At 55.8% G+C, this 14,554-nt stretch carries 14 protein-coding genes; 5 read left to right on the top strand and 9 right to left on the bottom strand.

From position 1 onward, the window contains the following. The 5 genes from QFZ42_RS21515 to rfbC are packed head-to-tail and all read left to right on the top strand — an operon-like array spanning position 1 to position 4,441. A complete protein-coding gene (locus tag QFZ42_RS21515; protein ID WP_307704282.1) occupies positions 1-1,227 on the top strand; it encodes a class I SAM-dependent methyltransferase in 1,227 nt (408 codons plus the stop codon). Further along, positions 1,224-2,069 (top strand): NAD-dependent epimerase/dehydratase family protein, encoded by an 846-nt coding sequence (locus tag QFZ42_RS21510; RefSeq protein WP_307702916.1) that lies wholly within the window; start codon positions 1,224-1,226, stop codon positions 2,067-2,069. The genes QFZ42_RS21515 and QFZ42_RS21510 overlap by 4 nt, the downstream gene beginning before the upstream one ends. Beyond that, complete coding sequence (locus QFZ42_RS21505) at positions 2,069-3,136, top strand: class I SAM-dependent methyltransferase (RefSeq protein WP_307702915.1); 1,068 nt, start codon at positions 2,069-2,071, stop codon at positions 3,134-3,136. The genes QFZ42_RS21510 and QFZ42_RS21505 overlap by 1 nt, the downstream gene beginning before the upstream one ends. Beyond that, positions 3,126-3,866, top strand: coding sequence for a cephalosporin hydroxylase family protein (locus QFZ42_RS21500; RefSeq protein ID WP_307702914.1), 741 nt, complete (start codon positions 3,126-3,128; stop codon positions 3,864-3,866). Before QFZ42_RS21505 ends, QFZ42_RS21500 begins: the two co-directional genes overlap by 11 nt. Positions 3,867-3,892: 26 nt before the next feature. Beyond that, a complete protein-coding gene (rfbC, locus tag QFZ42_RS21495; protein ID WP_307702913.1) occupies positions 3,893-4,441 on the top strand; it encodes a dTDP-4-dehydrorhamnose 3,5-epimerase in 549 nt (182 codons plus the stop codon). Between the two features lie 34 nt (positions 4,442-4,475). Here the strand turns inward: rfbC and QFZ42_RS21490 are convergent, their stop codons facing one another. The 9 genes from QFZ42_RS21490 to gmd form a co-directional block, all read right to left on the bottom strand. Next, positions 4,476-6,422: a hypothetical protein gene (locus tag QFZ42_RS21490; RefSeq protein WP_307702912.1), complete on the bottom strand. Its 1,947-nt coding sequence runs from the start codon at positions 6,420-6,422 to the stop codon at positions 4,476-4,478. Between the two features lie 9 nt (positions 6,423-6,431). Next, on the bottom strand, positions 6,432-7,754 hold the full coding sequence (locus QFZ42_RS21485; RefSeq protein ID WP_307702911.1) for an NAD(P)/FAD-dependent oxidoreductase: 1,323 nt from the start codon (positions 7,752-7,754) through the stop codon (positions 6,432-6,434). Between the two features lie 6 nt (positions 7,755-7,760). Beyond that, positions 7,761-8,714, bottom strand: coding sequence for a lysylphosphatidylglycerol synthase transmembrane domain-containing protein (locus QFZ42_RS21480; RefSeq protein WP_307702910.1), 954 nt, complete (start codon positions 8,712-8,714; stop codon positions 7,761-7,763). Positions 8,715-8,757: 43 nt separating this feature from the next. Next, positions 8,758-9,534, bottom strand: coding sequence for a glucose-1-phosphate cytidylyltransferase (rfbF, locus tag QFZ42_RS21475; RefSeq protein ID WP_307702909.1), 777 nt, complete (start codon positions 9,532-9,534; stop codon positions 8,758-8,760). Between the two features lie 12 nt (positions 9,535-9,546). Continuing rightward, positions 9,547-10,533, bottom strand: a complete 987-nt coding sequence (locus tag QFZ42_RS21470; protein ID WP_307702908.1) for a glycosyltransferase family 2 protein — start codon at positions 10,531-10,533, stop codon at positions 9,547-9,549. 9 nt (positions 10,534-10,542) lie between these two features. Further along, the gene (locus tag QFZ42_RS21465; protein ID WP_307702907.1) at positions 10,543-11,367 is read right to left on the bottom strand and encodes an NAD-dependent epimerase/dehydratase family protein; all 825 of its coding nucleotides are present in this window, start codon (positions 11,365-11,367) and stop codon (positions 10,543-10,545) included. Further along, positions 11,364-12,464 (bottom strand): CDP-glucose 4,6-dehydratase, encoded by a 1,101-nt coding sequence (gene rfbG / locus QFZ42_RS21460; protein ID WP_307702906.1) that lies wholly within the window; start codon positions 12,462-12,464, stop codon positions 11,364-11,366. Before rfbG ends, QFZ42_RS21465 begins: the two co-directional genes overlap by 4 nt. Before the next feature lie 132 nt (positions 12,465-12,596). Continuing rightward, entirely contained in the window at positions 12,597-13,478 is an 882-nt protein-coding gene (locus QFZ42_RS21455) for a GDP-mannose 4,6-dehydratase (RefSeq protein WP_307702905.1), read from the bottom strand. After that, a complete protein-coding gene (gmd, locus tag QFZ42_RS21450) occupies positions 13,475-14,512 on the bottom strand; it encodes a GDP-mannose 4,6-dehydratase (RefSeq protein ID WP_307702904.1) in 1,038 nt (345 codons plus the stop codon). The genes QFZ42_RS21455 and gmd overlap by 4 nt, the downstream gene beginning before the upstream one ends. Positions 14,513-14,554: the final 42 nt, after the last annotated feature.

Genomic DNA, 14,554 nt, shown 5'->3' with positions numbered 1-14,554 from the left:
ATGAAATGCCGCCACTGTCATTCAGGCCTTTCGCTGCAGTTGATGGATTTGGGAACATCGCCTCCCTCGAACGCGTATCTTCGCTTGCCCCAGCTCTCTGCGCCTGAACAGTGGTATCCGCTGCGTGTGTTGACCTGCACGAAGTGCTGGTTGATCCAGACGGATGACTATGCGCACTATGCGGAGCTGTTTTCCAGCGACTATGCGTATTTCAGTTCCTATTCGACAAGCTGGCTTGCACACAGCCGCCGTTATGTCGCTGAAGTTGTGCAGCGGTTTGCCCTCTCGTCGGAATCGCATGTCGTTGAGATTGCGGCAAACGATGGCTATTTGTTGCAGTACGTCCGGGAAGCAGGGATCCCGTGCCTTGGTGTGGAGCCGACCGCGAGTACAGCGCGTGCGGCGCGTGCCAAGGGGCTTGAAATTGTCGAGAAATTCTTCGGTGTGGCTCTGGCGGAAGAACTTGTTGCCGATGGCAGAGCCGCCGACCTGACTGTGGCCAACAACGTCCTTGCGCACGTTCCCGATGTCAACGATTTCGTCGCCGGTTTTGCGAAGTTGTTGAAGCCCCAAGGCGTGGCCACGTTCGAGTTCCCTCATCTGATGCGCTTGATCGAAGAATGCCAGTTCGACACGATTTATCACGAGCACTTTTCGTATCTTTCGTTGGCAACCGTGCGTCGGCTCTTCGAATCGAACGGCCTCGGGATCTTTGACGTCACAGAACTCGGCACGCATGGTGGGAGTCTGCGCCTCTACGCGCAACGGCTCGACACCGGAAGGCGTCGCGAGGAAGAAAGCGTCGGGCGGCTTCTGCGCGTCGAAGCAGACGCAGGCGTGGAGACGCCCGCCTATTACGCTGGTTTTCAAGCACGTGCGGACGATATTCGCGATGGGCTGATGACGTTCTTGATCGAAGCCAGGCGGTCTGGCAAGCGCGTGGGCGCCTATGGCGCGGCAGCCAAAGGCAATACCTTGCTCAACTACGCCGGCGTGCGCGCGGGATTGCTGCCTTGGGTCGTGGATCGCAATCCCTCCAAGCAGGGACTCTACCTCCCGGGAAGTCGGATCCCGATCGTCAGCGAGGAGCAGCTGAAGCGTGAGAAACCCGACTACGTACTCATCTTGCCGTGGAACCTCAAGGCGGAGGTGATGAGCCAGCTTTCTTATGTCCGAGATTGGGGAGGCCAGTTCGTCTGCGCTATTCCCCAGATCCGAATCTCATGAAGATCGCGGTCACTGGCGCCAGTGGATTTATCGGTCGGCATGTGCTGGGCGTGCTTGCGACTGCAGGCCAAGACCAGGTTGTAGCGGTGTCGCGTCAAACGCAGGACCTGTCATGGCTGCCCAACGGCGTCGCGCATGCCTCCATCGATCTGACGCGGCCGCCGTCGAACGCATACAGAGTGCTCGGTGAACCCGACGTGTTGATCCACCTGGCCTGGAGCGGCCTGCCAAACTATCAGTCGCTGCATCACTTCGAGACGCACCTAGGTGAGCAATACCAGTTTCTTCGTCTGCTCGCGACCAGTGGCCTACGGTCCCTTGTGTGTGCTGGCACCTGCTTCGAATACGGCATGCGCACTGGCGAGCTCGACGAGGCGTTGCTGGCAGACCCCCGCAATCCGTATGGTTTTGCCAAGGATACGTTGCGTCGTGAGCTCGAGTTTCTGGCTGCCGAAACAGGCCTCGCTCTGACTTGGGCAAGACTGTTCTACATGTATGGAGATGGGCAAGCTCCTACATCTTTGTACAGCCAATTGATGGCTGCCGGCGCGCGTGGTGATGCCGAGTTCCGCATGTCCGCAGGCGAGCAGCTTCGCGACTACCTGCATGTGCGCGATGTAGCGCGCTATCTCGCGGCATTGGCCAGGAATGCGCCCGGTGCAGGTATTGTCAATGTGTGTTCCGGCAAACCCAGGTCCGTGCGATCCCTCGTCGAGGAATGGCGAGACGCTCATCGGATATCGGCGAAGCTCGTGCTGGGACACTTTCCCTATCCGTCATACGAGCCCATGGCGTTCTGGGGGCGAAATGCCAAGCTAAGGCAACTCCTGGGAGGCGAGTGATGCAGCGCAGGTTGTTGCACATCGAGCGATTGCCCGTCCTCCAGAACCGTGTCTACGATTCCGCGCTGGCCGGCAGGGAGTCGCCCACAGGGGACATGATGCTTGTCCAGGACGCTGTAAGTGGACTGGTGTTTAACACAGCCTTCGACTCTTCGCTGCTTGCCTACGATGCGGACTATCAGAATGAGCAGGCTTGCTCTGGTGTTTTTCGTGAGCACCTGGAGGTCGTTCTCTCCATCATCGGGCGACACTTCACGCATCGTTCTGTGATCGAGGTTGGCTGCGGCAAGGGCTACTTTCTGAACCATCTTCGCGAAGCCGGGTATGAAGCAACAGGCATCGATCCGGCGTATGAAGGGGACAGCCCTCATGTGATCAAGGCGGCGTTTTCGCCGGGTCTTGGGCTTTCAGCCGATGCGCTCGTTCTGCGCCACGTTCTCGAGCACATCCAGGATCCGGTGAGCTTTCTTCGGTCCATTGCGGCTGCCAATGGCGGGCAGGGAAAAATCTATATCGAGGTCCCGTGCTTCGACTGGATTCGCGCACGCAGAGCGTGGTTCGACATCTTCTACGAACACGTCAATTATTTTCGTGCGTCCGATTTCCAACGGATGTTCGCGACCGTCCACGAGCAGGGCCATGTCTTCGGTGGGCAGTATCTGTACGTTGTGGCCGATCTGGCAACATTGCGCCCCCCGGTTACTGACGCTCGAGACCAAGTTGAATTGCCAAGCGACTTTCTGGCCGGAGTTGAACGCGGCAGGGTGGTTGCCAGCGCCACTTCGGGCCCCAAAGCTATCTGGGGCGCATCGTCCAAGGGTGTAATCTTTGCGCATCATCTAGGTCATGCCGGCATCGCCTTCGACATCGCGATAGATATCAACCCGGTCAAGCAAAACCGCCATATGGCGGGTACAGGCTTGCGAATAGTTTCGCCACAAACCGCACTCGAGACATTGCCTGCCGACGTGCTCGTATTTGTAATGAACTCCAACTATTTCGACGAAATCCTCGAGCAGTCTCGAGGAAAATTCCGTCTTGTGAAGGTAGACCAGAATGACATTTGAAGCTGAAGTCGCGGCCCGCGTCGCCGCCAACGAAAGCAACGCCGCGCTGCAGGCTGATGCCAAGGCGCTGATGAACTCTTCCATCAGCGCCGGCTACTCCTACAACTTTTCCTGGATGGGGCGACCGATCATTCAGTATCCGCAAGACATGGTGGCAATGCAGGAGATCATCTGGCGCGTTCAGCCTGACCTGATCATCGAAACAGGAATAGCGCACGGCGGATCTTTGATCTTCTCTGCCGCCATGCTGGAGCTGAACGCTGCATGCGGTGGGCCTACCAATGCGAAAGTGGTGGGCGTTGACATCGACATTCGCGCTCACAACCGGCGCGCCATTGAGGAGCACCCGATGGCGAAGCGCATTTCAATGCTCGAGGGCTCGAGCATCGCGCCCGATATCATCGCGGCAGTCCAGCGCGAGGGGCTGGGCAAGAAGAGTGTTCTTGTTTGTCTCGACAGCAATCACACTCATGCACATGTCCTCGACGAACTGAAGGCTTACGCGCCGATGGTATCGGTCGGTAGTTACTGCGTGGTATTCGACACAATCGTCGAAGACTTGCCCGCCAGTTTCTTCCCCGATCGCCCCTGGGGCCCAGGGGACAACCCCAAAACAGCCGTGCATGAGTTTCTCAAGACGCATGGTTCTTTGTTCGAAATTGATCGCAGCGTTGACAGCAAGTTGCTGATCAGCGTCGCACCCGATGGCTACCTCCGGCGAGTCGCCTGAGCAGATCAAACTCTACCGTTGTCGTTATGAAATCTACGCCTACAACCATTCCCGAAGTCGTCGTAATCGAGCCGAAAGTGTTCGGTGACGAACGCGGCTTTTTCTATGAAAGCTTCAATCAAAAGGCGTTCGATGAAGCCATTGGCGGACATGTCGACTTTGTTCAGGACAATCATTCCCGGTCGGTGAAGGGCGTGCTACGTGGCTTGCACTATCAAATTCAGCAAACACAAGGAAAGCTCGTGCGAGCCGTGCGTGGCACAGTATTCGATGTCGCCGTGGACATCCGAAAATCCTCGCCCACCTTCGGGCAATGGGTTGGCGTTGAGCTCAGCGAGAGCAACCACAAGCAGTTGTGGGTGCCCGCAGGGTTCGCACATGCGTTTCTTGTGCTAAGTGAGTTTGCCGAGTTTCTCTACAAGGCAACCGATTACTACGCTCCAGTGCATGAGCGATGCATTGCTTGGAACGACAGCGCCCTGCAAATAGAGTGGCCTGACTTGGGCGTTGCGCCCATCTTGTCCGCGAAAGACATGCAAGGCGTCAAGCTTGCCGATGCAGAAGTCTTCGATTGACGGCGACTTCTGCGGGCAAATCAGCGTTGATCGTTCAGGGGTAGGAAAGTCCAATCAACCCGATACCAAGGTTCCGGGTGTCCTTGGACTGACTGAACGAGCTCGCCGAATGCAGGCGTTCAACTTCCAGTGAAATCATCGCAACTTGCGTTTCCATTTGGCAAGCAGATTTCTTCAGTTCAATGACCACATCCGTAGGTGCACCTCGAAGTGCGCCCGCCCACAGGGTATCGCCACCTACGCGGACCTTCGCAACAGATGGCGCTTGGCCTGGGACCTCTAGGGCGACGAGAGTAAGACGGACCTTGAAGTTCTCTGCTGCGAGGCACGGCACCTTCAGCTTGCCTGAGGTGTCCGCGGCCCAAACGCCCCAGCTTTCAGGTGAATGCCATCCCTGGCCCAGCAATTGAGCACCACTCTGGCTGGCGCGCGTTTGGTACTCTGCAGGGGCTGCAAGCCTCATCTCCTTTACGGCGTTGCCCAAGTGAATGTAGTGAGCATCTTTCACGGCAGGAGGTATTTTGGCGATGGCCGCACGCAATTTTTCAGGATCCAGCAGGCACTCGCTGGACTGCGCGATCTGCGAAGGATCATTGCCTGGAATGACCAGTACCTTTTCACAAGAAGGCCCAAGCACCGCGTACACCTGCGTGGCGTTTTCGCCCTGCCTCGAGAATCGTTCTGCAAATACCTCGGCAGGCGGGTTGTAGAGCCACGACAGGTGGCGCTGCACAAAGCTTGAAACCGGCGACGGTGTTTCGTAGCGCTCGCCCTGTCGCGGGTCGTATGCCCATACATTGGCGGCGAGGTAAACAACGAAAAGTCCTCCTGCTACGACACGCCAGATGATGGGTGCAACTGCTACTCGATCAACAAGCCCCAGCATCAACGGATAGAAGAGCGGGATGTACCAAAGTGCATAGCGCGCCAACCCTGGTGTTGCGCCAGAATTGATGTTGGTTGTGGAGGATTGTGCAAAAAGATTGACCGCAAGATACAAAAGTACGAACAAGAGCAAAGCCCCATTCGGTCGCAGCCAATATTTCTTTCTTAAATAGTAGATGCCTGATCCAATCAAAACCAACCCTGCTGGCCAGTTGGGTAAAAGCCCAACGTCAGGGTCAATCAACCATACATAGAAGAGAGATAGATTGACGCCAATTTTCGCCCCGCCGGCTAGCATTTGAGGTGTTAGAACGCCAAAGCGGAAGTAATAGTATGCCGGATGCATCAAAACAATAATGCATGTCGCCACCAGGGCGCCCAGCTCCAAGAAGTCAAATGGCCGACGCCGCCACTCGATCAGGCGAAAAACTAAAAGTGCAAATGCAAGAAGCGCAAATGAAGGGTTTTGAGTGGATGCAATTGAAAGGCAAAGTGCACCCCACATGAATGAACGCTTCTGCACCAGAATGACGCAGCATAAAACAAGGCAGTACGTAAAAAACTCGGTATGCACCTTGTCTGCAAACCAGATAATCGGTGAGCTCAGGGTGAGAAGTATCGCAGCGTAAAAGCCTCTTTGCCCAGACGCGCGCACGGCGACAAGAATCGCTGCCATAAAGAGAAGCGCGTGCTGAATCAGAAAGGACTGGTGAATTCCGGCATGAATGCCGAAAAGTGAAAGCCCTTTTGATAGTCCGGCCGAAATCAGGCTGTAAACCCAAAAATGATTAAAATCGGCTGTTGCTCCCAATTTTAGTGCTGGGAAAAAATCCTGAAATGGATCCAGAGGAATCAATGCCCGAATGCTGTTCGAGGCGATCAGGTCTTCATACAGCTTCCATGAAAACGTGGTCATCCACGTATGCGAATTTTCCCTGATTGCCAAGAACAAAGCGTAATATTCCGAGCCATCACCTACGCGGAGCGGCTGGAAATAAAAGAGTGGAATGAAAAGCAGGGCGCAGGCGAATATGGCCCCTGCATACACGGCGAGCGAGTGCTTTCTCTTTTCGAGATGCATTGATTCAAGTGGCATCGTCAGATTTCAATGGGAGCTCAGCTGCTCCAAGAGTTTCCGACTAACGCGCTGACCTTCGCGGATGGCGTAGTTGGTGCCGCGGTCCTCAGGATAGATTTGCGCCATGGTTGAAATCGTGGCATTCGCGAAAGGTGTCTCGGAGCCTGGCACATATGACGAATAATTGCGTTCGGTTACCGGTTGGGCGTGTTCAGAGCGCCAGACGCGATACTCCAGAACCCAGCTCTCGTCGAACTCGGGAAACATGCGTTGAAGGTGAGACGAGGCAAACTTTAGATATTCTTGATCGCTGAATTTCCACACTGGGTCTTCAACGGCGAGATACCGCGACAAAAAGGCGATCCTGCTTCCTTTGTAGTTCTCTGGACTGTCAAAGTTCGTATGCTCGATCACGCCAACGAATGGAAATCCTGGATCATTTACGTTGAGCCAATAGGTGTCTGAGAGGCTTTTCTTGAGGCGCAAAACCAAACACATATTTCCGAGATACTTGATGCGCCGCATCTGATCCAGCCATTCGAATTTTCCTGAAGATTCGAAAATTTCTGAAATAATAGGGAATGCTGGAGTGAATAAAAATTCTTGCCCTACTATTTCCTCTGTTGGAGTTTTGATGGAGGAGATTTTGTCGCCCGCGACTGCAACGTCGGTAACTTTTTGATTAAAGCTGACTTCGCCGCCACTTTTTTCGATGGCGGTTACCAGTGCTTCGGCAAGGCGTCCAAATCCACCTTTGAAATAAGCCAATTCCTCTCCGCCTTTCTTGTCGCGAGTACTCCCTCGAAGAACCAATTTTTTCCAGAACCATACTGCATTCACAGTTTCTGCGAAGATCGAAAATTTGGAGTTGATCAAGGGTTCCCAAACGACGCGGTAGACTGTTTTACCGCAAAGCGGTTCCAGCCATTCCCGAATGCTCAGGTGCTCGATCGTTCGCCAATCCTTTACGCGACGAACCTGAAGAACGAGAAGGCCGAGACGAATTCGATCGATGAATGGGAGTGCTGTGAATCGCAGTAGATCGATCGGCGTCGACAGTTTCCACATACGGCCGTTGAAAAACATTCCCGTCCGCGATGGCAGTGTGATCACATCACCTTCCATCCCCAGTTCCTTGACGAGCGCTGGAACGTGCACATCGTTATTGAACCAGTGGTGGTAAAATTTTTCGAGCTTGACGCCGTCACTGAATTCAAATGTACCCGCCAAGCCGCCTGGGGAATTATCGCCTTCCACGACGCGCACTTTTTTCCCTGCTTTGGCGAGGTAATAGGCTGCGGTCAAGCCTGTGAAGCCGCCGCCAACAATCACAACATCGTAATTTTTCATATATTCTCAAGTAAGCGAGTTTCGGGGCATTTCGTTTTTTCGAATACCGCGAAGGCCTCTGAACATTCGAGGCGAGGATGCGATGGCTATCGCGCCTGCAACGGTCGTTGGCACCCACAATCCGAGGTGTGATAACACAGCAAAGCTTGCGGCTTGCTCGTTGGTTCCACCCAGGAGCGTGACTCCTGCGAACGCTGCCAAGTGAAAGGGGCCGACATAGCCCGGCGAAGACGGCACCAGCGTGGCAAGGGTGGCGATGGACATGATGATCACCGCTGTGCTCGGGGTCGCGGAGAGGCCAAAACCCAGCAGCAAGCTGAAGAACAGGCCCGCTTCGCCCGCCCAGACAAGCACCGACAAGCCGAAGAGCGCGCCGAGCACGGGCAGCCGAGACATGGCCTCGAAGCTCTTTAGTAAAGAGGCCAGCGCCTGAAGAAATTTGCTTTGGTGGCCCGTCAAGCGGATGGCGATCACGCTGCTCAGAAGAAAGATCGCGACCAGTGCAATAGTGCCAATGATGGCCAGCGTCACGGCCGTCTCTTTGAGCCAAGCGGGCGCTGCAATATGGTGACTGATGGCCAAGCTGACTGCCAAGCAGATCAGCAGGGTCATGAGGTCGACCAAACGCTCCATGACAAGACTACTCGTGGCCGTCATGCGGGGCACGCCAATAGATGTCGGAAAGACCAGCGCGCGTACGAGATCACCCAAGCGGAGAGGTAGCACGTTGTTTAGCGCAATTGATCCTAAAAACGGAGCAACGCACTGGCGAAAGCTGACGGAAGCTCCGGCAGCATTTAATATCCTGGACCAGCGCAGTATCCGCATCGCATAGCCGAAGCTAAGGAATGCGATTCCCAGCGCGAAGTAACGCCACTCAAAGCGCTGGAAAGCGAGGCGCACTTCCTGGAAATTGATCTTGTGGATGATGAATGCAAGACATGCAATGGAAATCAGCATTCCCAAGGCTAATGTTCCCCATTTGCCACCGTGGGCGGGCCCGTCAGCCATTCCACACTCGCCAGCGCGCCTGGCCTGTTTCCCAAAGCGCCTCAAGTTGGCGCTTGTCCCTCAGCGTGTCGCAAGGTTGCCAAAAGCCGTGATGCTCGAAGGCGGCGAGTTGGTCGTCTTTCGCGAGATTCTGAAGAGGTTCACGTTCCCAGGACGTTGTATCACCGGTCACATACTTGATGACCTCAGGCTCCAGCACGAAGAAGCCGCCGTTGATCCAGCCGATTTCGTCGCTCGGCTTCTCCTCGAACGATCTGACGTTCTGAGCGTTGTCGATGTTGAGAACTCCGAACCGCCCCGGGGGTTGAACTGCCGCAACCGTCGCGAGTTTTCCATGATGGCGATGGAATTCGATTTCTTTGGAGATGTCGATGTCGGCCAGACCGTCACCATATGTCATGCAGAAAGTCTCATCACCGATGTAAGGTGCGACTCTCTTGAGACGCCCTCCAGTCATGGTTTCGGCCCCGGTGTCGACCAACGTTACACGCCAGTCCTCCGCTTGGCTATTCAAGACTCTATGCGTGCCGTGCTTAAGGTCGATTTCAAGGTCTGCCGTGTGGTTGTGGTAGTTGAAAAAGAATTCCTTGATCGCATAGCCCTTGTAGCCGAGGCAGATGATGAAATCATTGATTCCGTGGTGTGCATAGCTCTTCATGATGTGCCAAAGCAGGGGGCGCCCCCCCACTTCAACCATGGGCTTTGGCCGATGATCCGATTCTTCGGCGATGCGCGTGCCCAAACCTCCAGCCAAGATTACTGCCTTCATTTGATTGCCTTGTTAAAGTTTTAAATCGTTCTTTTCAAAATTGAGACTGTTTTCCACAATGGCAACAGGCTCGCCTCGCAAAATAAGATAAATCCGAAGCAAATACTCCCCAACAATACCAAGCAGCAACGATTGCAAGCCGATTCCAAATAGGACCAAGATATGAATGCTTGCCAAGCCTCGCGGCAGATCGGGGTGCAGGAGGCGTAGGACGAGGTAATACAGTGCTCCAAGTATGCTGACTAGCAGCATGGTGACCCCTGCCATCGACGCGAGCCGCAAAGGCACTGCGGAATGATTGAAGACCGCAGTGAACCCCAATTGAAGGAGGCGTGAGATGCCAAACTTGCTCTGGCCTGCGACCCGCGCGTCCCTTTCGTAATCGACGCCAATCTGATTGAAGCCAAGACTGGCGATCATGCCTCTCAAGTATGGGTTCGCTGTCTTGATTTGTAGCAACGCTTGAACGACACGTCGATCTATCAAACGAAAGTCGCCGGCGTCCCGCGGGATCGAATGATCGCTGATTAGATCGATCGACCAGTAGCCGAGTCTTCGGAATCCATTAAGAAGCGCACTCTCCTGCCGTTTGCGCCTGACGCCGTAAACCACGTGGTATCCCGCTCGCCAAAGCTTGAAGAATTCTTGGAGCAATTCCGGAGGATCTTGCAAATCGGCGTCGATCTGCATGACTGCATCTCCACGCGCGTGCATGTAGTTGGCCAGAATCGACCTCTGAAAACCAAAATTTTTCGAGAAGCGTATTGCACGTACACGAGGGTCGAGCCGAGCCAACTCCACTAGTTTGGCCCATGTGGCATCGCTGGAGTGATTGTCGGAAAAAACGAACTCCAAGTCGCAACGATCTGCCATTTTTTTGCCCAGGGCATCCAACCGGGCATACAACGCGTCAAGATTATCTTGTTCGTTGAGGACGGGAATTGCCAGGGAAACCAGCGGCTTGTGGCGTGCTTCAGGAGGCGTTGCGTTGCTCGTCAATTTCGGCTTTCAACTCGGGAGGTGGTCGGCGAGATAGTCCGGCATAGCTATTCTGACGTCGCGAAAGGAGTGGTCGCGCAACGCCGGCATGCGCTCGAAGCGCAGATCGGGAACTTCATGCGAGGGCTGTGGAAGCGCACCGATGCGCAGCAGATCGACGCGTCCGAGTGCACGGAACGTGGTTTGCGCAAGTTCCGCGAGCGAAATCGGATCGCCATGGTCTATCTGGGTTACACCGTGGATGCGAGAGCGTGCCAAGATGGCAATGGCTCGCGCTTCGTCCTCGACATGGTGGTACTCACGCAATTGAGCGCCGGGTGACATCAAGAATGGCGTTCCATCCCTAAGGGCGGTCAGCATTTGGCCGGTGAACATAAAGGGGTCCGGCGGACCGCCCCCATACAAGGTGTGAACGCGAAGATGCAGTGAGTGGCCGTGCATGCGCGATTGCTCCTCAACAAACCGCGCCAACGCAGCCTTACTGGCGACGTAGCCGCTGCGGCCCATATCCAGCGCGATGGCTTCCATCATTGTTCCGAAGGTGATGACTCGGATGTTCAATGAAGCCGCAGCGAGGATGACCTGTTGCGGGAGAAGACGATTGACGCGGTCGTGTTCCAGTAGCGAAGCGGCAGGATCGATGACGCCGGCGGCGATCAAGATCATCTCGACGTCTTCGCCTTGTCCAAGCAGATAGTTTCTGATCTTGGGCACGGCGTCGGCTTCCCACCAGTTTTCATACACATGGCGATCAGGCGCGAGCACTCGTTGGCCGTTGAATTCGACCATCAGAGCCGCTCCGAGGCGGCCTCTTGCACCCAGCACAATATTCATTGCGCGGCGATCAGTTCTGCGCGCAGCGAGTTGATCTGATCGAGGGTTTGCTGGCGCGCGGCGGCGGGGTTGCGATAGTAGGCGCGATACCAAGCTGCAGTTTCCGCGATTACGCGCTCTGTTCCCCAGGGAGATTGCCAGCCAAGCAAATGCCGGGCTTTGCTGCTGTCGAGAGCAAGGGCCCGCGCTTCGGGGAGCGGGTTGTCCAGATAGTCCACCTGAGGGCGCTCCCATTGCGCAGCCAGGAGTTCGAGGACCTGACGTACCGAGTACTCGCGATGATCAGATGGCCCAAGATTCCAAGCCTGGGCAAATTTGCTGGGCTCCGCTGAGATGAGTCCGGCCATCAACAGCAGGTAACCATGAACCAGCGCGAGCACGTGTTGCCAAGGACGTGTTGCATCGGGGTAGCGAAGGGTCAGTTCGCGGCCTTCTGTTACTGCCCTCACAAAATCAGGGATAAGCCGGTCTTCCGACCAGTCTCCTCCGCCCACAATGTTGCCTCCGCGTGCGATCGCTACCGCCGGCCCCTCGCTTTTGTCCCAGGGGTAGGATGCCGCGAAGCTCTTGATCACGAACTCCGCGGCGGATTTAGACGCGCTGTAGGGGTCTTTGCCGCCAAGCGCATCGTCTTCACGATAGGGCCACACCCATTCGTTATTGGCGTACACCTTGTCCGTTGTGACGCACAGCACGCCTTTGACCTTCTTGTTGCGTCTCGCAGAATCAAGAACATGCGCGGTTCCCTGCGCATTCACCATGAATGTCCGCGCCGGCTCCCTATAGGCACGGCGAACCAGCGGTTGAGCTGCCAAGTGAAGAATCAGGTCTGGCTGGAAGCGCGCCACTGCATCGTCGACAACGTCAGGATCCGCGATATCACCAAATATGGTTGGAATATCCTGTGCCAGTCCGGTCGCTTCGAACAATGCCGGCTGCGTGTCGGGGGCAAGTGCCAGTCCTGAAACGTCGCATCCGATGGAGCGCAACCAGAGGCAGGCCCAGCCGCCGGTAAAACCGGTGTGCCCGGTCACCAAGATCTTCTTCGACTGAAGGGCTTGTTCAAACGGCAGTTGGGCAGTGGATGTGCTCGGCATGTGAGAAGAAAATATAGAGAGCGTCAGCGTGGAAATTGAGGTGGAGGATCCTGTTGCGGTCTTGGCTAGTGTTCGCGCCCTACCTCGGCAACCCTGAGTCCAATCGAAGCACCCTTGGCGCCAAGCGCCGGGTTATTGCTTGGGGCTGGCCAAGTTGGCATGCACAAGCATGCTTTCCAGCGTGTCTTTCAAAGACGGCATCTGCAATGCGCCTCCATGCTGTCTGGCAACTTTGTTCAACTTGGCCGGGTCGCCGCAAAGCCGATGTACTTCATTCGGCCTGACAAACCGCGAATCGACCTCCACCTTGATCGAGTGTCCCGTCAGTTGTTCGAAGGTATCGATGACATGCTGCAGCGTGTATGGATGGCCTGAACAAACGTTGTAAGCCTCGCCCGGCTGCCCATGCGAGAGCAGCAGCAGATAAGCATCGCACACCATGCGGATGTCGTTGAATTCGCGTTCCACCAGCAGGTTGCCCAGCGAAACCGAGGGCGCACGTGCGGCAAAGTGCTCGGCCAGCTTTGGGATCAGAAAATTCGAATCCTGCCCTGGTCCGGTGTAGTTGAACGGCCTCGTGATCACGAGGTCGAGCCGCTCGGCGTACGTGCGAGCCATGTATTCCATGGCCAGCTTGCTCATCGCGTAGTGATTGACCGGCGCGGGCGGCTGGGTTTCCGCAAGCGGCGATTGCTCGCTGTTGCCATAGATGTTGGCGCTGCTGGCCAGCAACACACGTCGTGGAGGCACGGGTAGCTGCACGAGCGCATCGAGCAGGTTCGTGGTGCCAACTACATTGACGGCGTAGAACGCTTGCTCTGCCGCATGCCCGACGAAGCTGATTGCCGCCAGGTGAACGACCGCATCCGGTCGGGCATCCTGGATTTCCTGCAGGAGGCCCGCCCTATCCGTGAGGTCAGCACGCAAAGCAACAACTTCATGGCCCGCATCGCGGGCCTGTTGTGCGAAAGGACGGCCGGTGAAACCTCCCGCCCCGGTCAGCAAAATTCTCAAAACGAGAAGCCTTTGGTGTTTCGCCGCAAATCGGCCTCGACCATCATCTGGCAGAGCTGTTCCAGCGTGGTTTTGGGCTCCCAGCCCAGTTTGGCTTTCGCCTTGGCGGGGTTGCCAATGAGCAGTTCGACTTCCGCGGGCCGGTAGAACTTCGGATTGATGCGCATGACGGTTTTGCCCGTGGCGGAGTCGACTGCCACTTCGTTTTCCGCAGAGCCCTTGAACTCCACTGCAATGCCTGCGCCCTTGAAGGCCATTTGAACGAAGTCACGCACGGTTTCCGTGCGATTTGTGGCAAGTACAAAGGTATCGGGCTCGTCGGCTTGCAGCATGAGCCACATGCCTTCCACGTATTCCTTGGCAAAGCCCCAGTCGCGCTTGGCGTCGAGATTGCCCAGCTCGAGCGTGTCGAGCAGGCCGAGCTTGATCTTGGCCACCGAGTCGGTGATCTTCCGGGTTACAAATTCGCGGCCGCGCAGCGGGCTTTCATGATTGAAGAGGATGCCGCTGCTCCCGAAGATGTCGTAGCTTTCGCGATAGTTGATGGTGATCCAGTGGGCATAGAGCTTAGCCACACCGTAGGGGCTGCGCGGATAAAACGGCGTTTCCTCGATCTGCGGAATGGCTTGCACCTTGCCGAACATCTCGGAGGTCGACGCCTGGTAGAAGCGGATTTTGGTATTTGTGAGACGGATGGCTTCGAGCAAATGCAGGGCACCGACGGCGGTGATCTGTGCTGTGGCGGCAGGCTGGTTGAAGCTCACGCCCACAAAGCTCTGCGCGGCAAGGTTGTAGACCTCGTCGGGCTTGGCCTCATTGATCAGCGCAATCGAACTACCCAAGTCCGTCAGGTCGTATTCGACCAGATGCAGGTCGGGATTGTTTTGAATCCCGAGTTCCTCGATGCGCCAGAAGTTCACTGAACTCGTGCGGCGATAGGTGCCATAGACCACATAACCCTTGGACAAGAGCAATTCAGCCAAATAGGCGCCGTCCTGCCCTGTAATGCCGGTAACAACAGCGCGCTTCTTCATAACAACCTCTTTCCTGAATTCTTGATGATGGATACAAACTTG

Source organism: Variovorax paradoxus (assembly GCF_030815855.1).
In the GTDB taxonomy this organism is placed as follows: Bacteria; Pseudomonadota; Gammaproteobacteria; order Burkholderiales; family Burkholderiaceae_C; genus Variovorax; species Variovorax paradoxus_M.
Note: the sequence above shows the minus strand (reverse complement) of the source record. Positions and strands in the feature narration are given on the sequence as shown.

Excerpts from the sequence above, each read along its gene's own strand:
- QFZ42_RS21515 (WP_307704282.1), top strand. The coding sequence starts at position 1 with ATGAAATGCCGCCACTGTCATTCAGGCCTTTCGCTGCAGTTGATGGAT.
- QFZ42_RS21510 (WP_307702916.1), top strand. The coding sequence starts at position 1,224 with ATGAAGATCGCGGTCACTGGCGCCAGTGGATTTATCGGTCGGCATGTG.
- QFZ42_RS21505 (WP_307702915.1), top strand. The coding sequence starts at position 2,069 with ATGCAGCGCAGGTTGTTGCACATCGAGCGATTGCCCGTCCTCCAGAAC.
- QFZ42_RS21500 (WP_307702914.1), top strand. The coding sequence starts at position 3,126 with ATGACATTTGAAGCTGAAGTCGCGGCCCGCGTCGCCGCCAACGAAAGC.
- rfbC (WP_307702913.1), top strand. The coding sequence starts at position 3,893 with ATGAAATCTACGCCTACAACCATTCCCGAAGTCGTCGTAATCGAGCCG.
- QFZ42_RS21490 (WP_307702912.1), bottom strand. The coding sequence starts at position 6,422 with ATGCCACTTGAATCAATGCATCTCGAAAAGAGAAAGCACTCGCTCGCC.
- QFZ42_RS21485 (WP_307702911.1), bottom strand. The coding sequence starts at position 7,754 with ATGAAAAATTACGATGTTGTGATTGTTGGCGGCGGCTTCACAGGCTTG.
- QFZ42_RS21480 (WP_307702910.1), bottom strand. The coding sequence starts at position 8,714 with ATGCTGATTTCCATTGCATGTCTTGCATTCATCATCCACAAGATCAAT.
- rfbF (WP_307702909.1), bottom strand. The coding sequence starts at position 9,534 with ATGAAGGCAGTAATCTTGGCTGGAGGTTTGGGCACGCGCATCGCCGAA.
- QFZ42_RS21465 (WP_307702907.1), bottom strand. The coding sequence starts at position 11,367 with ATGAATATTGTGCTGGGTGCAAGAGGCCGCCTCGGAGCGGCTCTGATG.
- rfbG (WP_307702906.1), bottom strand. The coding sequence starts at position 12,464 with ATGCCGAGCACATCCACTGCCCAACTGCCGTTTGAACAAGCCCTTCAG.
- gmd (WP_307702904.1), bottom strand. The coding sequence starts at position 14,512 with ATGAAGAAGCGCGCTGTTGTTACCGGCATTACAGGGCAGGACGGCGCC.